Raw genomic sequence first — 18,920 nt, 5'->3', positions numbered from 1 at the left:
TTGACGACCATAGAGCGTTGGAACCACCTGATCCCATCCCGAACTCAGTAGTGAAACGACGCATCGCCGATGGTAGTGTGGTGCTTCACCATGTGAGAGTAGGTCATCGTCAAGCTCCTATACGAAACCCCAGATCGCCTAGCGGTCTGGGGTTTCTTCTTTCTGGCGCGGACAGGCCATCGCGTAGGGTGCGCTGCGCGCACCGCCTATGACGCGGTGACCGTGGTGCGCACGGCGCACCCTATGGTGGATCCGCTGACGCTTCGCGAGCAGAGCACGATCCTACAGGCTTGGGGCACGCACCAATAAAAGCGCCGCTCGGGTAGAATGCGCGAATTCTGCTGGGGACTTTCATGTCTGACTCGCCGCCCGAATCTTCCTTGTCATCCCTGCCTATCGAGCAGTTGGTCGCCTGTCATGAGTGCGATCTGTTGATGCGCAAGCCGGTATTGCAGGATGGCGAGAGTGCCGAGTGCCCGCGTTGTGGTTATGAGTTGTTCAGCCACCGTCATCACGTGGTACGGCGTAGCCTGGCCCTGGTGCTGACGGCTCTGCTGCTCTATGTCCCGGCCAACTTCCTGCCGATCATGCAACTCAACCTGCTGGGTCAGACCTCGCAGGACACCGTCGCCACAAGCTGTTCTCGCCCAAGTCCGAGCGCAGCCCTGAAGATGCCGACTCGCCGCAGTTGGCCATGTTCAACGAGGTCGAAGAGCTGATCGAAGCGGCCGCTGCGCCAAGCGAAGCCGAAGCCGAAGCCGAAGAATCGGCAAGGGGTTGCCGGTTGTCTGACGGCGATGCTGGCAATGTGCTGCCGCTTGGCAAGGACGGCGGTGGATTTTTGTCGTGCCATGGCTCGCTGACTGGCAGCGGGCCATGGTCGGTAATCACTGGGCGTCGAACGCCTGGCCGTTGATGCCCTTGCTGTCCGGGCCCATCAGGTAGAGGTAGAGCGGCATGATCTCTTCCGGCAGTGGGCGGGTCGCCGGGTTTTCCCCGGGATAGGCCTGGGCGCGCATGGCGGTGCGAGTCGCGCCCGGGTTGATGCTGTTGGCACGCACGTTGGCGATGCCGTCCAGCTCGTCAGCCATGACCTGCATCAGGCCCTCGGTGGCGAATTTCGATACCGCGTAGGCGCCCCAGTAGGCGCGGCCCTTGCGACCGACGCTGCTGGAGGTGAAGGCGACGGAGGCGTCCTCCGACAGTTTCAGCAGCGGCAGCAGGGTGCTGCTGAGCATGAACATGGCGTTGACGTTGACGTGCATGACACGCATGAAGTTGTCGCCGGAAAGCTGCTCCAGCGGCGTGCGCGGGCCGAGGATCGAGGCATTGTGCAGCAGGCCATCGAGGCGGCCGAACTCGTTCTCGATCATCACCGCCAGTTCGTCGTACTGGTGCGGCAGGGCGGTTTCCAGGTTGAAGGGGATCACCACCGGTTGCGGGTGGCCGGCCGCCTCGATCTCGTCATAAACCTGGCTCAGGTTGGCCTCGGTCTTGCCCAGCAGCAGCACCGTCGCGCCATGGGCGGCGAAGCTCTTGGCTGCGGCGGCGCCAATACCGCGGCCGGCACCGGTGATCAGGATGACGCGATCCTTGAGCAGGTCTGGGCGGGCGGTGTAGTCGAACATGTGAGGATCCTTCGGAGAACTCTTGAGGGTAGGGCGGGTGAAACCCGCCAAATTGGAGAATGGCGGCCTGCGCGATCAGCAACTGCAAATGGCGCGATCGAGCACCGCACGCAGTTCCTGGGGGTGATCCACGACCACATCGGCGCCCCAGTTGCGCGGGTTGTCCTCGGGGTGGATATAGCCATAGGTCACCGCTGCGGTGCGGCAGCCAGCGGCTCGGCCTGACTCGATGTCACGGGCGTCGTCGCCGATGAACAGCACTTCCTCGGGTTTGACCCCCATCTGCTGGCAGGCGAGCAGCAGCATGTCCGGCGCCGGTTTGCTCTTCTCGACGTGGTCGGGGCAAACCAGCACTGCCGAGCGCTGGGCCAGGTTCAGACCCTGCATGATCGGTTCGGCGTAGCGCACCGGCTTGTTAGTGGCGACGCCCCACAGCAGGCGTGCCTGCTCGATGTCATCGAGAAGAGTTTCGATGCCGTCGAACGGGCGGGTGAGGACGGCGCAGTGTTGCTGGTAACGCTCCAGAAACTCTTGGCGCAGGGTTTCAAAGGCGGCTGAGTCCGGGTCTTCATCGAAAGCGCAGGCGACCATGGCGCGAGCGCCGCCGGATACCTGGTCACGAATGGCCTTGTCTGCCAGTGGCGGCAGGCCACGGGCCGCGCGCATGGCCTGGGTGATGGCGATGAAGTCCGGCGCCGAGTCGAGCAGGGTGCCGTCCATGTCGAAAAGAACTGCTTTCAAACGCATGCGTTCTACTCCTTGCGCAGCGTCTGGATCATGTAGTTGACGTCAACGTCCGCCTCCAGCTTGTAGTGCTTGGTCAGCGGGTTGTAGGTCAGGCCGATGATGTCCTTGACCTCCAGCCCGGCCGCGCGGCTCCAGGCGCCGAGTTCGGACGGACGGATGAATTTCTTGAAGTCGTGGGTGCCACGCGGCAGCAGGCGCAGGATGTATTCGGCGCCGATCACCGCGAACAGGTACGCCTTGGGGTTGCGGTTGATGGTGGAGAAGAACACCTGGCCGCCCGGTTTGACCAGCTTGTGGCAGGCGCGGATGACCGAGGAGGGATCGGGCACGTGCTCGAGCATTTCCAGGCAGGTGACGACGTCGAACTGTTCCGGCATTTCTTCTGCCAGTGCCTCGGCGGTGATCTGCCGGTAGTCGACTTCGACGCCGGACTCCAGCTGGTGCAGCTGGGCGACCGACAGCGGTGCTTCGCCCATATCGATGCCCATCACCGTTGCGCCGCGCTGGGCCATGGCTTCACTGAGAATGCCGCCGCCACAACCGACGTCCAGTACGCGCTTGCCGGCCAGGCCGACGCGCTCGTCGATCCAGTTGACCCGCAGCGGGTTGATATCGTGCAGAGGTTTGAACTCGCTTTCGCGGTCCCACCAGCGGTGTGCCAGGGCCTCGAATTTGGCGATTTCGGCGCGGTCGACGTTGCTCATAAGCATCTCTATTCAAAGCATGGAAAGCGTATCGCCGCTATGTTGCCAGTTTAAGAACGGGCGTGGGGCGGCGCGGATTCGTTCAATGTATGTCAGTTTGTCGCAGTGGTTTGGGAATGTTGTCGCGCCCAAGGTTTATCCGCTGCTCATTTATTTCGTTGATACTCGGTCTGCCCCCTCTCCCATTTATGGGAGAGGGTTGGGGAGAGGGCCAGGCGAATAGCTCGGTGTTTCCTGGCCCTCTCCCCCAGCCCCTCTCCCGCAAGCGGGAGAGGGGAGGATAAGCAGTGTTACTTGCTGGCAATTCTGGCTCCCCATTCCCTGGCCTTGGCGATCAGCTCGCTTTCGTCCATGCGCGTCAGGCGGCCGTCTTCCAACAGTTGCTTGCCGCCAACCCACAAATGCTTCACGCAGTCGCGGCCGCTGGCGTAGATCAGCTGCGATACCGGGTCGTAGATCGGTTGCTGAGCCAGGCCGGAAAGGTCGAAGGCGACCACGTCGGCCAGCTTGCCCAGTTCCAGCGAGCCGGTCTGTGTTTCCAGTCCCAGTGTGCGCGCGCCATTCAAGGTAGCCATGCGCAAGGCGCTGTGAGCGTTCAGGGCGGTGGCGGAGCCGGCGACGGCCTTGGCCAGCAGGGCGGCGGTACGGGTTTCGCCGAGCAGGTCGAGATCGTTGTTGCTGGCGGCGCCATCGGTGCCGATGGCGACGTTGACGCCAGCCTGCCATAGGCGCTCGACCGGACAGAAGCCGCTGGCCAGTTTGAGGTTGGATTCAGGGCAGTGCACGATGCTGCAGTTGTGCTCCACCAGCAGTGCCAGGTCCTCGTCATCGATCTGCGTCATGTGCACCGCCTGGAAACGCGGGCCGAGCAGGCCGAGGCGGGCCAAGCGGGCCAGCGGGCGTTCGCCGTGCTTGGCGACGGCTTCGGCCACTTCCTGGGCGGTTTCGTGCACGTGCATATGAATGCCGGCATCCAGCTCGTCAGCCAGTACGCGAATCTGTTCCAGCTTGTCGTCGCTGACCGTGTAGGGCGCGTGGGGGCCGAAAGCGATGCGGATGCGAGGGTGCTGCTTGAGGTCATCGAACAGTTGCAGGCCCGTGCGTAGGGCTTCGGCGGCATTGAGTGCGCCGGGTACCGGGAAGTCCAGCACGGGAACGGTGATCTGTGCGCGCATGCCGGCGTTGTGCACGCGTTCGGCGGCGGTCTGCGGGTAGAAGTACATATCGGAGAAGCAACTGATGCCGCCCTTGATCTGTTCGGCGATGGCCAGATCGGTGCCATCGCGGACGAAATCCTCATCGACCCACTTACCCTCGGCGGGCCAGATATGTTCGTGCAGCCAGGTCATCAGTGGCAGGTCGTCGGCAATGCCGCGCAGCAGGGACATTGCTGCGTGGCCATGGGCGTTGATCAGCCCCGGCGCGAGCAGGCACTGAGGCAGTTCGCGCACCTCCTTTACTGGGTGGCGCAGTGCCTCGGCACGTGGCGCGATCAGTGCGATCTGCCCGTCGCGGATTCCCAGGCCATGATCGCGTAGCACCACCCCGGCTGGTTCCACGGGCACCAGCCAGGTGGGCAGCAGCAACAGGTCGAGAGGAGATTCGGGCATGAGGGCGTCCGTCTGGCTTGATCGATGCAGGGAAGGTCTCCAGTGTATAGATGAACGCACGCAGCTTGAAGTCGTGGGGCGTGCCGGATAGTTCGGCTGGTGCCAGTTGGTCTGCGTATAATCCGCGATTTTTTGGCGGTGACAGATGGAGTGCGCGATGCGCGAGCAATTGCTGGCGGTGGAGAAGGTTCAGGCAATCGAGTGGCGCGATGGTGCGTTGTACCTGCTCGATCAGCGCCTGCTGCCGCATCAGCAGACCTGGCTGCGTTTCGACTCTGCCGCCGAGGTGGCCGATGCGATTCGCGACATGGTGGTGCGTGGAGCGCCGGCTATTGGCATTGCTGCTGCCTATGGGCTGGTGCTGAGTGTCCGTACTCGTCTACAAGACGGTGGTGACTGGCGTGAGGCGTTGGAGGCCGATTTTGCCTATCTCGAGCGCTCGCGCCCGACTGCGGTAAACCTGTTCTGGGCTCTGCAGCGCATGCGTGAACGCCTGGCAAGACTCAAGGATGGCGACGACATCCTGGCGCTACTGGAGGCTGAGGCGGTGGGGATTCACCTCAGCGACCGTGAGGCCAACCTGACCATGGCGCAGTTGGGCATGGAGCTGATTCGCAAGCATCAGGGCAATCCGCAAGTGCTGCTGACGCACTGCAATGCCGGTGCGCTGGCGACCGGCGGCTTTGGTACGGCGCTCGGGGTGATCCGCGCGGCGTATCTGGAGGGTTTGGTCGAGCAGGTCTATGTCGATGAAACCCGCCCCTGGCTGCAGGGAGCGCGACTGACGGCCTGGGAATTGGCGGGGGACGGCGTGCCGGTCACGCTCAATGCCGATGCAGCGGCGGCTCACCTGATGAAGACCAAGGGCATCACCTGGGTCATCGTCGGCGCTGATCGCATCACCGCCAATGGCGACGTGGCCAACAAGATCGGCACCTATCAGCTGGCGGTCAACGCCATGCACCACGGCGTGCGCCTGATGGTGGTGGCGCCCAGCTCGAGCATCGACATGAGCCTGGAAAGCGGCGAAGACATCGTGCTCGAAGAGCGCGATGGTCGTGAGCTGCTGGAGATGGCGGGGCATCGGGTGGCGGCTGATGTGCATGCCGTCAATCCGGTGTTCGATGTGACGCCGGCTGATCTGGTCGACTACATAGTGACCGAGAAAGGCGTGATCGAGCGTCCCGACAGCGCCAAACTGGCGCAGCTGATGTGTCGCAAGCGCCTGCACTGAGCAGATCGAGCGCGGCTTACTCCCTGTAGGAGCCCCGCCCCGGGGCGAAGCTTTTGCTCTTGCGGCTTTCTTACGGCGCAGCTGCCGTGGAATGGCTGCCATTCGCCGCGGGGCGCGGCTCCTACACAGATTGCGGTACCCGATGGCTTGGCGTAGGAGCCCCGTCCCGGGGCGAAGCTTTTGCTCTTGCGGCTTTCTTACGGCGCGGCTGCCGTGGAATGGCTGCCATTCGCCGCGGGGCGCGGCTCCTACACAGATTGCGGTACCCGATGGCTTGGCGTAGGAGCCCCGTCCCGGGGCGAAGCTTTTGCTCTTGCGGCTTTCTTACGGCGCGGCTGCCGTGGAATGGCTGCCATTCGCCGCGGGGCGCGGCTCCTACACAGATTGCGGTACCCGATGGCTTGGCGTAGGAGCCCCGTCCCGGGGCGAAGCTTTTGCTCTTGCGGCTTTCTTACGGCGCGGCTGCCGTGGAATGGCCGCCATTCGCCGCGGGGCGCGGCTCCTACACAGATTGCGGTGTTCGGTGGTTCGGCGTAGGAGCCCCGTCCCGGGGCGAAGCTTTTGCTCTTGCGGCTTTCTTACGGCGCGGCTGCCGTGGAATGGCCGCGATTCGCCGCGGGGCGCGGCTCCTACACAGATTGCGGTGTTCGGTGGTTCGGCGTAGGAGCCCCGCCCCGGGGCGAAGTCTTTGCTTTCATTGGTCGTGCGACAGCCCCAGCAGGTTGGTCGTTTCGCCTCTTTCCGTCTCGTTTGCTCTGCTTCTCCATGAGGGTGCCCGGGGTAGGTGTGTGGCGCGCTTTGTGGTAATCTCCGGCAGTTTTCAAGGGGGCTGACTGCAGCCTCCTTCACTGCATCGAATCGTGGCATAACTCGTTGATTTGTCGTGAGTCGCTGATGGCTTCAGGCTATCGCGACGAGCTCCGTAGCGTTCAGGAAGAATGACGCGGAGTTTCACCAGAAAAAAGGAACCAGGCTTCTCATGGGCGAACTGGCCAAAGAAATCCTCCCGGTCAATATCGAAGACGAGCTGAAACAGTCCTACCTCGACTACGCGATGAGCGTGATCGTCGGGCGTGCGCTGCCGGATGCGCGCGATGGCTTGAAGCCGGTACACCGTCGTGTGCTTTACGCCATGAGCGAGCTGGGCAACGACTGGAACAAGCCCTACAAGAAATCCGCCCGTGTGGTCGGTGACGTGATCGGTAAATACCACCCGCACGGCGACACCGCGGTGTACGACACCATCGTGCGTATGGCGCAGGACTTCTCCCTGCGCTACCTGCTGGTGGACGGCCAGGGCAACTTCGGTTCGGTTGACGGCGACAACGCCGCGGCCATGCGATACACCGAAGTGCGCATGACCAAGCTGGCTCATGAGTTGCTGGCCGACCTGGACAAGGAAACCGTCGATTGGGTGCCCAACTACGACGGCACCGAGCAGATTCCGGCTGTCATGCCGACCAAGGTACCGAACCTGCTGATCAATGGTTCCAGCGGTATCGCCGTGGGCATGGCCACCAATATTCCGCCGCATAACCTGTCCGAGGTGATCGATGGTTGCCTGGCGCTGATCGACAACGCCGAACTGACCGTCGATGACCTGATGCAGTACATTCCCGGCCCGGATTTCCCCACGGCGGGCATCATCAACGGCCGTGCCGGCATCATCGAGGCCTACCGCACGGGGCGTGGCCGCATCTATGTGCGTGCCCGCGTCGAGGTCGAGGACATCGACAAAGCCGGCAACCGCCAGCAACTGGTGATCACCGAGCTGCCGTATCAGCTGAACAAGGCGCGTCTGATCGAGAAGATCGCCGAGCTGGTCAAAGAGAAGAAGATCGAAGGCATCACCGAGCTGCGTGACGAGTCCGACAAGGACGGCATGCGCGTGGTGATCGAACTGCGTCGTGGCGAAGTGCCGGACGTGGTGCTGAACAACCTGTACGCCCAGACCCAGATGCAGAGTGTGTTCGGTATCAACGTCGTGGCGCTGGTCGACGGTCAGCCGAAGATCATGAACCTCAAGGACATGCTCGAGGTGTTCATCCGTCACCGCCGCGAAGTGGTGACCCGTCGTACCGTCTACGAGCTGCGCAAGGCGCGTGAGCGCGGGCACATCCTTGAAGGTCAGGCTGTCGCACTGTCCAACATCGATCCGGTGATCGAGCTGATCAAGGCCTCGCCGACCCCGGCCGAGGCCAAGGAGCGCCTGATCGCCACTGCCTGGGAATCATCTGCCGTGGAGGCCATGGTCGAGCGCGCCGGTGCCGACTCCTGCCGTCCTGAAGGTCTGGATGCACAGTTCGGTCTGCGTGACGGCAAGTACTACCTGTCGCCGGAACAGGCCCAGGCCATCCTCGAATTGCGCCTGCACCGCCTGACCGGCCTGGAGCACGAGAAGCTGCTGGCCGAGTACCAGGAAATCCTCAGCCTGATCGGCGAGCTGATCCGCATCCTGACCAGTCCCGAGCGCTTGATGGAAGTCATCCGCGAGGAGCTGGAGAAGGTCAAGGCCGAGTTCGGCGATGCTCGTCGCACCGAGATCGTCGCCTCGCGTCTGGATCTGACCATCGCCGACCTGATCACCGAAGAAGAGCGCGTCGTCACCATTTCCCACGGCGGCTACGCCAAGAGCCAGCCGCTGGCGGCCTACGAGGCGCAGCGTCGCGGTGGCAAGGGCAAATCGGCCACTGGTGTGAAGGACGAGGACTACGTCGAGCACCTGCTGGTTGCCAACAGCCATGCCACGCTGCTGCTGTTCTCCAGCAAGGGCAAGGTGTACTGGCTGCGTACCTTCGAGATTCCCGAGGCTTCGCGTGCCGCCCGTGGTCGCCCGCTGGTCAACCTGTTGCCGCTGGACGAGGGTGAGCGCATCACTGCGATGCTGCAGATCGACCTCGAAGCGCTGCAACAGAGCGCCGGTGCCGACGAAGATCTTGACGACGAAGGCGTGGTGATCGAAGGCGAAGCCACTGAAGTGGTCGAGGCCGAGGAAGTCGAAGAAGTCGAGGGCGAAACCCCCGAACTGGTCGCCGAACCGACCGGCGCCTACATCTTCATGGCCACCGCCTTCGGTACCGTTAAGAAAACCCCGCTGGTGCAGTTCAGTCGTCCGCGCAGCGCCGGTCTGATCGCCCTGAAGCTGGAAGAGGGCGACACCCTGATCGCCGCCGCCATCACTGACGGTGCCAAGGAAGTCATGCTGTTCTCCGATGCCGGCAAGGTGCTGCGCTTCGCCGAAAGCAAAGTGCGTACCATGGGCCGTACCGCCCGTGGTGTACGCGGTATGCGCCTGGGCAAGGATCAGCAACTGATCTCCATGCTGATTCCGGAGCCCGGCGCGCAGATTCTCACTGCCTCCGAACGAGGCTTCGGCAAGCGCACCGCTCTGGGCAAGTTCCCGCGTCGCGGTCGTGGCGGCCAGGGCGTTATTGCCATGGTCACCAGCGAGCGTAACGGCAAGCTGGTCGGCGCCATCCAGGTGCAGGACGGCGAGGAAATCATGCTGATTTCCGATCAGGGCACCCTGGTGCGTACCCGTGTCGACGAAGTCTCCAGCTCCGGTCGTAACACTCAGGGCGTGACCCTGATCAAGCTGGCCAAGGACGAGACCCTGGTTGGCCTGGAGCGTGTGCAGGAGCCGACTGTGGTGGAAGAGGACGAACTGGTCGAAGGCGAAGAGGGCGCTGAAGTCGCCGAAAGCGCCGATGCACCGGTCACCGACGCCGAGGAAGGCAGCGAGGAGTGAGAGCCTGTGGGAGGGGCTTTAGCCGCGACTGTCGCCGCTAAAGCGCCTCCCACAGAGCGTAGGGTGGGTTGAGCGCAGCGATACCCATCGGCAGTGTGGACATGCCATCGCCAGGTGGTGGCGTTCTGTGAATCTGAGAGAGACAGACGTGAGCAAGCGAGCTTTTAACTTCTGCGCCGGCCCGGCCGCGCTGCCGACCGCTGTACTGCAACGTGCCCAGGCCGAGATGCTCGACTGGCAAGGCAAGGGCCTCTCGGTGATGGAGATGAGCCATCGCAGTGACGAGTACGTGGCCATCGCCAGCCAGGCCGAGCAGGACCTGCGTGATCTGCTCGCTGTACCCAGTGACTACAAGGTGTTGTTCCTGCAGGGCGGTGCCAGCCAGCAGTTCGCCGAGATTCCGTTGAACCTGCTGCCGGAAGATGGCGTGGCCGACTACGTCGACACCGGCATCTGGTCGAAGAAGGCCATCGAAGAGGCGCGCCGCTACGGCGCCATCAATGTCGCCGCCAGTGCCAAGGCGCACGACTATTTCGCCATTCCCGGTCAGAACGACTGGCAGCTGTCGAAGAACGCGGCCTACGTGCATTACTGCAGCAACGAGACCATCGGCGGTCTACAGTTCGACTGGGTGCCGCAGACCGGCGATACCCCGCTGGTGGTGGACATGTCCTCGGACATCCTCTCGCGCCCCATCGACGTGTCGCAGTTCGGCCTGATCTACGCCGGTGCGCAGAAGAACATCGGCCCGAGCGGCCTGGTGGTGGTGATCGTTCGTGAAGACCTGCTCGGTCGCGCCCGTTCCAGCTGCCCGACCATGCTCGATTACAAGATCTCCGCCGATAACGGTTCGATGTACAACACCCCGGCGACCTATTCCTGGTATCTGTCCGGCCTGGTCTTCCAGTGGCTGAAGGAGCAGGGCGGCGTCGAGGCCATGGAACGCATCAACCGCGCCAAGAAGGATCTGCTGTACAAGGCCATCGACGACAGCGATTTCTACAGCAACCCCATCGCCCATAACGCCCGTTCCTGGATGAACGTGCCGTTCCGCCTGGCCGACGAGAAGCTGGATAAGGCTTTCCTGGCCGGTGCCGACGAGCGCGGCCTGCTCAACCTGAAAGGCCATCGCTCGGTCGGTGGCATGCGTGCTTCCATCTACAACGCCGTTGGTCTGGATGCGGTTGAGGCGCTGGTGGCCTACATGGCCGAGTTCGAGAAGGAGCATGGCTGACATGTCCGAGCAGGAACTGCAAGCGCTGCGAGTACGCATCGACAACCTCGATGAGCGCATCCTCGAGCTGATCAGCGACCGTGCGCGCTGCGCCGAAGAAGTCGCGCGAGTCAAAATGAAGGAGTTGAAGGAGGGCGAGTCGCCCGTCTTCTACCGCCCCGAGCGCGAAGCTCAGGTGCTCAAACGCGTGATGGAGCGCAATCGAGGCCCGCTAGGCAATGAGGAAATGGCGCGGTTGTTCCGCGAAATCATGTCCTCCTGCCTGGCGCTGGAAAACCCGTTGAAAGTCGCTTATCTCGGCCCTGAAGGCACCTTCAGTCAGGCAGCGGCGATGAAGCACTTCGGTCATGCGGTGATCAGCGTGCCGATGGCGGCCATCGACGAGGTGTTCCGCGAAGTGGCTGCCGGTGCGGTCAACTTCGGCGTGGTGCCGGTGGAGAATTCCACCGAAGGCGCGATCAACCACACCCTCGACAGCTTCCTCGAGCACGACATGGTCATCTGTGGCGAAGTCGAGCTGCGCATCCACCATCACCTGCTGGTCGGCGAGACCACCAAGACCGACAAGATCACCCGCATCTACTCCCATGCCCAGTCGCTGGCGCAGTGCCGCAAGTGGCTGGACGCGCACTACCCGAACGTCGAGCGCGTGGCGGTTTCCAGCAACGCCGATGCGGCCAAGCGGGTCAAGAGCGAGTGGAACAGCGCGGCTATCGCCGGCGACATGGCAGCCAATCTGTATGGCCTGACCAAGCTGGCCGAGAAGATCGAGGATCGCCCGGACAACTCCACGCGCTTCCTTATCATCGGCAGCCAGGAAGTGCCGCCAACGGGCGACGACAAGACCTCAATCATCGTTTCCATGCGCAACAAGCCGGGTGCGCTGCATGAATTGCTGGTGCCGTTCCACAACAACGGCATCGACCTGACGCGCATCGAAACCCGCCCGTCGCGCAGCGGCAAGTGGACCTACGTGTTCTTCATCGATTTCGTTGGCCATCACCGCGATCCGCTGATCAAGGATGTGCTGGAAAAACTTGCCCAGGAGGCCGTGGCGCTGAAGGTGCTGGGCTCATATCCGAAGGCGGTGCTCTGAGGTAAAGCCCCTCACCCCCGGCCCCTCTCCCGGAGGGAGAGGGGAGACAAGCAAAACGGCGCGGGGCTGAAATCTATGTCCAGGCTAACGATCGTACTGACTGCATGTGATTGATCAAACGTTCACCGTACACCTCCCCTCTCCCTCGGGAGAGGGGCCGGGGGTGAGGGTAGGGGTTATCACAATTTAAAATTTAAAGAGAGGGCAAGGATGCCACCCAAGCACAGACCGCTTCCCGCATGGCATAAGCAACGTGCGCGGGAATTGCGCACTACGGCAACCGATGCCGAGGTTCGCCTGTGGTATTGCCTGCGCTCGGGGCGGTTGGGCGGTTTGAAGTTTCGCCGGCAGCACCCGTTGCCGCCTTATATCCTCGACTTCTACTGTGAGGCGGCGAAATTGGCGGTGGAGTTGGACGGTTCGCAGCACGGCGGTGAAGACGACGCTGCAAGAACGTTGGATTTAGAGCGTGAAGGCATCATGGTGCTGCGCTTTTGGAATGATCAGGCCTTGAAGGAAACCGAGGCTGTTTTGCAGGAAATTTATCGGGTGGCTAGCGAGCGGATTGCGCTTTTGACGCTCTGAAAGCCCCCTCACCCCCAGCCCCTCTCCCGGAGGGCGAGGGGAGTGAATCGCGGTCGCTTCGCATTTGTGGGCATGCTTGTGAGATGTATTGTTCTGTCGCTGGGTGGTTGGTAAGTGCCGGATCTAGGTGGGCTCAAGTATCGGGCTAGCTGACGGAATGAAGATATGGCTACCGCCGCCGAACGGTTCCCCTCTCCCCTTGGGAGAGGGGCTAGGGGTGAGGGCTGGGCGTGCCGCGAGCAATTGGATTGAAGAGGTTTGCAAATGAGCTGTGATTTCATCGCCCTGGCCCAGCCAGGCGTGCAAAAGCTGTCCCCCTACGTACCCGGCAAACCAGTCGATGAGCTGGCCCGTGAGCTGGGCCTCGATCCGGCCGGTATCGTCAAGCTGGCCAGCAATGAGAACCCGCTCGGCCCGAGCGACAAGGTGCTGGCAGCGATTCGCGCCGAACTGGACGAGCTGACCCGCTACCCGGATGGCAATGGCTTCACCCTGAAGACCGCACTGGCTGCCCGTTACGGCGTCGACGCCGCTCAGGTCACCCTGGGCAATGGCTCCAACGACATCCTCGAGCTGGTCGCCCGTGCCTATCTGGCACCCGGTCTCAATGCCGTGTTCAGCGATTACGCCTTCGCGGTTTACCCCATTGCCACCCAGGCAGTCGGCGCGCAGGGCAAGATCGTGCCGGCCAAGGATTATGGTCATGATCTGCAGGCCATGCTTGCCGCCATCGATAGCAATACTCGTGTGGTCTTCATCGCCAACCCCAACAACCCGACCGGCACCTGGTTCGGGCCGGACGCGCTGGAAACCTTCCTGGCCAAGGTGCCGGAGTCGGTGCTGGTGGTGCTGGACGAAGCCTATATCGAGTACGCCGAAGGCGACGAGCTGCCGGACGGTCTGGATTACCTGGCGCGCTACCCGAACCTGCTGGTCTCGCGCACCTTCTCCAAGGCCTATGGCTTGGCCTCGCTGCGCGTCGGTTACGCCATCAGCTCGCCGGCTATTGCCGATGTGCTCAATCGCGTGCGTCAGCCGTTCAACGTCAACAGCCTTGCCCTCGCTGCTGCCTGTGCGGCGCTGACCGATACCGATTACCTCGCTGAAAGCCGTCGCCTCAACGATGCCGGCATGCAGCAACTGGAAGAGGGCTTGCGTGCCCTCGGGCTGAGCTGGATTGCCTCCAAGGCCAACTTCATCGCCGTCGATTTTGGTCGCGACACCGCTGCGATCAACCAGGCGCTGCTACGTGAAGGGGTGATCGTGCGGCCGATGGCCGGTTACCGCATGCCGAATTTCCTGCGTGTCTCCATCGGCCTGCCGCAAGAGAACGCACGCTTCCTCGAGGCCTTGGCCAAGGTACTGTCGGCGTGACTGTCACTGCAGTGCAATCCAATGCGCCTAAGATCGGCCGCCTGGTGGTGGTCGGCCTCGGCTTGATCGGTGGCTCCTTCGCCAAGGGGTTGCGTGAGCGCGGTCTGTGCCGGGAAGTGGTGGGGGTCGATCTGGATGCCGAATCGCGTCGCCTGGCAGTGCAGTTGGGCGTTGTCGACCGCTGCGAGAGCGACCTGGCTGCCGCCTGTCAGGGGGCCGAGGTCATTCAGTTGGCAGTGCCTATCCTGGCCATGGAGAAGCTGCTGGCTCAACTGGCTGCGCTGGATCTTGGCAATGCCGTGCTGACCGACGTCGGTAGCGCCAAGGGCAATGTCGTGCGCGCGGCGCGTCTGGCATTCTCCGGCAAGGCTGTGCGTCTGGTGCCCGGCCATCCCATTGCGGGCTCCGAGCAGAGCGGGGTGGAGGCGGCCAACGCCGAGCTGTTCCGTCGCCACAAGGTCATCCTGACGCCCTGCGAGCACAGCGATGAGGCGGCTCTGGCGCTGGTCGAAGGGCTGTGGCGCGAGCTGGGGGCGGATGTCGAGGTGATGGAGGTCGAACATCACGACCAGGTGCTCGCCGCCACCAGCCATCTGCCGCACCTGCTGGCCTTTACCCTGGTCGACTCGCTGGCCAAGCGCAGCGAGAACCTGGAAATTTTCCGCTATGCCGCTGGCGGTTTCCGCGACTTCACGCGGATCGCTGGCAGTGACCCGGTGATGTGGCACGATATCTTCCTCGCCAACCGCGAGGCCGTGCTGCGCACACTGGATACGTTTCGCGACGACCTCGACGCCTTGCGCGATGCGGTCGACGCCGGGGATGGGCATCAACTGCTGGGCGTGTTCACCCGCGCCCGCGTGGCCCGCGAACATTTCAGCAAAATTCTGGCCCGCAGGGCCTATGTGGACGCTATGCACTCGACCGATCTGATTTTCCTGGCAAAACCTGGTAGTTCGCTGGCTGGACGTATCCGCGTCCCCGGTGACAAGTCCATTTCGCACCGCTCGATCATGCTGGGTTCGCTGGCTGAAGGCACCACCGAGGTCGAAGGCTTCCTCGAAGGCGAAGATGCCCTGGCCACGCTGCAGGCATTCCGCGACATGGGCGTGGTCATCGAAGGCCCGCACCACGGCCGCGTGATCATCCATGGTGTCGGTTTGCATGGTCTGAAAGCGCCAGCCGGCCCGCTGTACATGGGTAACTCCGGCACCTCCATGCGCCTGCTCTCCGGCTTGCTGGCCGCGCAGCCGTTCGACACCACGCTGACCGGTGATGCTTCGCTGTCCAAACGCCCGATGAATCGCGTGGCCAAGCCGCTGCGTGAGATGGGTGCGGTCATCGAAACCGGTCCGGAAGGCCGTCCGCCGTTGACCATCAAAGGTGGTCAACGCCTGACCGGCATGGCCTACAACATGCCGATGGCCAGTGCCCAGGTTAAATCCTGCCTGCTGCTGGCTGGCTTGTACGCTGCTGGTAGCACCTCGGTGACCGAACCGGCGCCGACCCGTGACCACACCGAGCGCATGCTGCGCGGCTTCGGCTACCCGGTGAGCGTCGAAGGCAGTACCGTCAGTGTCGAGGCCGGCCACAAGCTGACTGCCACGCGCATCGAAGTGCCGGCAGATATTTCCTCGGCGGCGTTCTTCCTGGTCGCTGCCAGCATCGCCGAAGGCTCCGAGCTGGTGCTGGAGCACGTAGGCATCAACCCGACCCGCACCGGTGTGATAGACATTCTCAAGCTGATGGGTGGCGACATCACCCTGGAAAACCAGCGTGTAGTCGGCGGCGAGCCAGTGGCGGACATTCGTGTGCGTGCGGCCAAGCTCAAAGGCATCGATATTCCGGAAGACCTGGTGCCGCTGGCCATCGATGAATTCCCGGTGCTGTTCGTCGCCGCTGCCTGTGCCGAAGGTCGCACCGTGTTGCGCGGCGCCGAGGAGCTGCGGGTGAAAGAGTCCGATCGCATTCAGGTCATGGCTGACGGCCTGATCGCGCTGGGTGTGAAGGCCGAGCCGACTCCGGATGGCATCATCATCGAAGGCGGTAGCATCGGTGGTGGCGAAGTCTGGGCGCATGGTGATCACCGTATTGCCATGTCCTTCAGCGTCGCCTCGCTGCGCGCCACTGCGCCGATTCGCATTCATGACTGTGCCAACGTCGCCACGTCCTTCCCCAACTTCCTGGCCTTGTCGGCTGAAGTCGGCATCAACGTGGCTGTAGAGGGCAAGGCATGAATGCCCCGGTAATCACCGTCGACGGGCCGAGCGGCTCCGGCAAGGGCACGCTTTGCGCCTTGCTGGCCAAGCAGCTGGGCTGGAACCTGCTCGACTCCGGTGCGCTCTATCGCCTGCTGGCCTTCGCCGCTGGCAACCACGGCATCGACCTGACCAATGAAGAGTCACTCAAGCAGTTGGCCGCGCATCTCGATGTTCAGTTCATCGATAAGCGCATCATCCTCGAAGGCGAGGAGGTGACCGACGCCATCCGTAACGAGCAGATAGGGGCGGGCGCTTCCATGGTCGCCTCGCTGCCGGCTGTACGCGAAGCGCTGCTGCAGCGTCAGCGCGCGTTTCGCGAAATGCCCGGCCTGGTGGCAGACGGTCGCGACATGGGCACCGTGGTATTCGCCGACGCGCCGCTGAAGATTTTCCTGACGGCCAGCGCCGAGGAACGTGCGCGTCGCCGCTACTTGCAGTTGAAGGGCAAGGGCGATGATGTTAATCTTGCGAGTCTTCTCGACGAGATACGGGCGCGCGACGAGCGCGATACCCAGCGCGCGGTGGCGCCGCTCAAGCCGGCAGCCGACGCAATCGTGCTGGATTCCACCGAGCTTTCCATCGAGCAGGTGCTTGAACGAATTCTGCGCGAGGTCGCTGATCGCGATCTGGCCGGGTAAGGACGTTCGGTTGCTCTAAATCGAACAGTCCGCAAGGAGGCATGCGGGAGACCAGTCCTTGTCCCGTAGGCCTCTTTTTACATGAACGAACCCACATGGTCTGGAATGTGGTTTGGGCGAATCCCCGCCCTTGATCAACAGGAATCAACATGAGCGAAAGCTTTGCAGAACTATTTGAAGAAAGCCTGAAATCCCTCGACATGCAGCCGGGCGCCATCATCACCGGTATCGTGGTCGACATCGACGGTGACTGGGTTACCGTTCACGCCGGTCTGAAGTCCGAGGGCGTCATCCCGCTCGACCAGTTCTTCAACGAACAAGGCGAGCTGACCATCAAGGTCGGTGACGAAGTCCACGTCGCGCTGGACGCGGTTGAAGATGGCTTCGGTGAAACCAAGCTGTCCCGCGAGAAAGCCAAGCGCGCTGAGTCCTGGCTGGTTCTGGAAGCTGCGTTCAACGCTGAAGAAGTGGTCAAGGGCGTTATCAACGGTAAGGTCAAAGGCGGCTTCACCGTTGACGTCAACGGCATCCGCGCGTTCCTGCCGGGTTCCCTGGTTGACGTCCGTCCGGTGCGTGATACCACTCACCTGGAAGGCAAAGAGCTGGAATTCAAGGTCATCAAACTGGACCAGAAGCGCAACAACGTTGTCGTTTCCCGTCGCAGCGTCCTGGAAGCCGAGAACAGCGCCGAGCGCGAAGCTCTGCTGGAATCCCTGCAGGAAGGCCAGCAAGTCAAAGGTATCGTCAAGAACCTCACCGACTACGGTGCGTTCGTTGACCTGGGCGGCGTAGATGGCCTGCTGCACATCACCGACATGGCTTGGAAGCGCATCAAGCACCCGTCCGAGATCGTCAACGTTGGCGACGAGATCGACGTCAAGGTTCTGAAGTATGATCGCGAGCGTAACCGCGTATCCCTGGGCCTGAAGCAACTGGGCGAAGACCCATGGGTTGCCATCAAGGCTCGTTACCCGGAAAACACCCGCGTCATGGCGCGCGTCACCAACCTCACCGACTACGGCTGCTTCGCCGAGCTGGAAGAGGGCGTGGAAGGCCTGGTACACGTTTCCGAAATGGACTGGACCAACAAGAACATCCACCCGTCGAAAGTCGTTAACGTCGGCGACGAAGTGGAAGTCATGGTTCTGGACATCGACGAAGAGCGTCGTCGTATCTCCCTGGGTATCAAGCAGTGCAAGACCAACCCGTGGGAAGACTTCTCCGGCCAGTTCAACAAGGGTGACAAGATCTCCGGCACCATCAAGTCGATCACCGATTTCGGTATCTTCATTGGTCTGGACGGCGGCATCGACGGCCTGGTTCACCTGTCCGACATCTCCTGGAACGAAGCTGGCGAAGAAGCCGTGCGTCGCTTCAAGAAGGGCGACGAGCTGGAAACCGTCATCCTGTCGGTTGACCCGGAGCGCGAGCGCATCTCCCTGGGCATCAAGCAACTGGAAGACGATCCGTTCAGCAACTACGTCTCCATCAACGACAAGGGCACCATCGTCCGTGGCGTTGTGAAAGAAGTAGACGCCAAGGGCGCCATCATCGACCTGGGCAACGAGATCGAAGCTACCCTGAAAGCCTCCGAAATCAGCCGTGACCGCGTTGAAGACGCGCGCAACGTCCTGAAAGAAGGCGACGAAGTAGAAGCCAAGATCATCAGCGTCGACCGCAAGTCCCGCGTCATCAGCCTGTCCGTCAAGTCGAAAGACGTTGAAGACGAGAAAGACGCGATGAAGGAACTGCGTAACAAGCAAGACGTTGAAAGCACCGGCCCGACCACCATCGGTGACCTGCTGCGTGCTCAAATGGAAAAACAGAACTAAGTTCGGTTAATCCATTCAGGAAAAGGGCGACCCTCGGGTCGCCTTTTTCGTTGTGCGCCAGGCATGGCGCGTAGCGCCGTGACTGGCGCTGTTCGGTTCACTGTGGTGGTGGACTGGACGACTTGGAGGTGAAAGTCCTCTACACACCCGGCAAGGGGAAGTGTTAGCCAGAGGCAAGGGTGTCGCGGGCGACTGCGAATCTGAAGGAAGCCCGAGGCAAAATGCTGGC

13 protein-coding genes, 1 rRNA gene and 2 pseudogenes are annotated in these 18,920 nt (G+C 62.3%); 12 read left to right on the top strand and 4 right to left on the bottom strand.

What is annotated here, in order from left to right; translation table 11 throughout:
- From rrf to PSOLE_RS25245, 3 genes and pseudogenes are all read left to right on the top strand, one after another.
- A 5S ribosomal RNA gene (rrf, locus tag PSOLE_RS22450) occupies nucleotides 1-115 on the top strand.
- Nucleotides 116-353: 238 nt separating this feature from the next.
- A pseudogene (locus PSOLE_RS22445) lies at nucleotides 354-629 on the top strand (paraquat-inducible protein A); the annotation flags it as partial.
- Nucleotides 629-766 (top strand): annotated as a pseudogene (locus tag PSOLE_RS25245) (IS66 family transposase); the annotation flags it as partial. The pseudogenes PSOLE_RS22445 and PSOLE_RS25245, both read left to right, overlap by 1 nt.
- Before the next feature lie 121 nt (nucleotides 767-887).
- Here the strand turns inward: PSOLE_RS25245 and PSOLE_RS22435 are convergent.
- The 4 genes from PSOLE_RS22435 to PSOLE_RS22420 form a co-directional block, all read right to left on the bottom strand.
- Nucleotides 888-1,628 carry a YciK family oxidoreductase gene (locus PSOLE_RS22435; protein WP_045733046.1) on the bottom strand — a complete coding sequence of 247 codons (741 nt, stop codon included), beginning with the start codon at nucleotides 1,626-1,628 and terminating at the stop codon, nucleotides 888-890.
- 75 nt (nucleotides 1,629-1,703) lie between these two features.
- The gene (gene mupP / locus PSOLE_RS22430) at nucleotides 1,704-2,375 is read right to left on the bottom strand and encodes an N-acetylmuramic acid 6-phosphate phosphatase MupP (protein ID WP_074860993.1); all 672 of its coding nucleotides are present in this window, start codon (nucleotides 2,373-2,375) and stop codon (nucleotides 1,704-1,706) included.
- A gap of 5 nt (nucleotides 2,376-2,380) precedes the next feature.
- Nucleotides 2,381-3,079, bottom strand: coding sequence for a bifunctional 2-polyprenyl-6-hydroxyphenol methylase/3-demethylubiquinol 3-O-methyltransferase UbiG (gene ubiG, locus PSOLE_RS22425; protein ID WP_074860996.1), 699 nt, complete (start codon nucleotides 3,077-3,079; stop codon nucleotides 2,381-2,383).
- A gap of 290 nt (nucleotides 3,080-3,369) precedes the next feature.
- Nucleotides 3,370-4,689, bottom strand: a complete 1,320-nt coding sequence (locus PSOLE_RS22420; RefSeq protein WP_074860999.1) for a TRZ/ATZ family hydrolase — start codon at nucleotides 4,687-4,689, stop codon at nucleotides 3,370-3,372.
- A 157-nt stretch (nucleotides 4,690-4,846) separates the two neighbouring features.
- Here PSOLE_RS22420 and mtnA point away from each other — a divergent pair, with 157 nt between their 5' ends.
- From mtnA to rpsA, 9 genes are all read left to right on the top strand, one after another.
- On the top strand, nucleotides 4,847-5,923 hold the full coding sequence (gene mtnA / locus PSOLE_RS22415) for an S-methyl-5-thioribose-1-phosphate isomerase (protein WP_074861002.1): 1,077 nt from the start codon (nucleotides 4,847-4,849) through the stop codon (nucleotides 5,921-5,923).
- A gap of 979 nt (nucleotides 5,924-6,902) precedes the next feature.
- Nucleotides 6,903-9,671, top strand: a complete 2,769-nt coding sequence (gyrA, locus tag PSOLE_RS22410) for a DNA gyrase subunit A (RefSeq protein WP_074861003.1) — start codon at nucleotides 6,903-6,905, stop codon at nucleotides 9,669-9,671.
- Nucleotides 9,672-9,819: 148 nt separating this feature from the next.
- Nucleotides 9,820-10,905, top strand: coding sequence for a 3-phosphoserine/phosphohydroxythreonine transaminase (serC, locus tag PSOLE_RS22405; protein WP_074861006.1), 1,086 nt, complete (start codon nucleotides 9,820-9,822; stop codon nucleotides 10,903-10,905).
- Between the two features lies 1 nt (nucleotide 10,906).
- Nucleotides 10,907-12,001: a prephenate dehydratase gene (gene pheA / locus PSOLE_RS22400; protein WP_072424705.1), complete on the top strand. Its 1,095-nt coding sequence runs from the start codon at nucleotides 10,907-10,909 to the stop codon at nucleotides 11,999-12,001.
- A 210-nt stretch (nucleotides 12,002-12,211) separates the two neighbouring features.
- A complete protein-coding gene (locus tag PSOLE_RS22395) occupies nucleotides 12,212-12,586 on the top strand; it encodes an endonuclease domain-containing protein (protein WP_074861009.1) in 375 nt (124 codons plus the stop codon).
- Nucleotides 12,587-12,850: 264 nt separating this feature from the next.
- Nucleotides 12,851-13,960: a histidinol-phosphate transaminase gene (hisC, locus tag PSOLE_RS22390; RefSeq protein WP_074861012.1), complete on the top strand. Its 1,110-nt coding sequence runs from the start codon at nucleotides 12,851-12,853 to the stop codon at nucleotides 13,958-13,960.
- Nucleotides 13,957-16,197, top strand: coding sequence for a bifunctional prephenate dehydrogenase/3-phosphoshikimate 1-carboxyvinyltransferase (locus PSOLE_RS22385; protein ID WP_074861015.1), 2,241 nt, complete (start codon nucleotides 13,957-13,959; stop codon nucleotides 16,195-16,197). The genes hisC and PSOLE_RS22385 overlap by 4 nt, the downstream gene beginning before the upstream one ends.
- The gene (cmk, locus tag PSOLE_RS22380; protein WP_003459840.1) at nucleotides 16,194-16,859 is read left to right on the top strand and encodes a (d)CMP kinase; all 666 of its coding nucleotides are present in this window, start codon (nucleotides 16,194-16,196) and stop codon (nucleotides 16,857-16,859) included. The genes PSOLE_RS22385 and cmk overlap by 4 nt, the downstream gene beginning before the upstream one ends.
- A gap of 149 nt (nucleotides 16,860-17,008) precedes the next feature.
- Nucleotides 17,009-18,691: a 30S ribosomal protein S1 gene (rpsA, locus tag PSOLE_RS22375; protein WP_074861018.1), complete on the top strand. Its 1,683-nt coding sequence runs from the start codon at nucleotides 17,009-17,011 to the stop codon at nucleotides 18,689-18,691.
- The last annotated feature ends 229 nt before the right edge of the window (nucleotides 18,692-18,920 follow it).

This window comes from Pseudomonas oleovorans subsp. oleovorans (assembly GCF_002197815.1).
GTDB lineage: Bacteria > Pseudomonadota > Gammaproteobacteria > Pseudomonadales > Pseudomonadaceae > Aquipseudomonas > Aquipseudomonas oleovorans.
The sequence above is the reverse complement of the archived record's forward strand: the minus strand, read 5'-3'. Positions and strand labels throughout refer to the sequence as shown.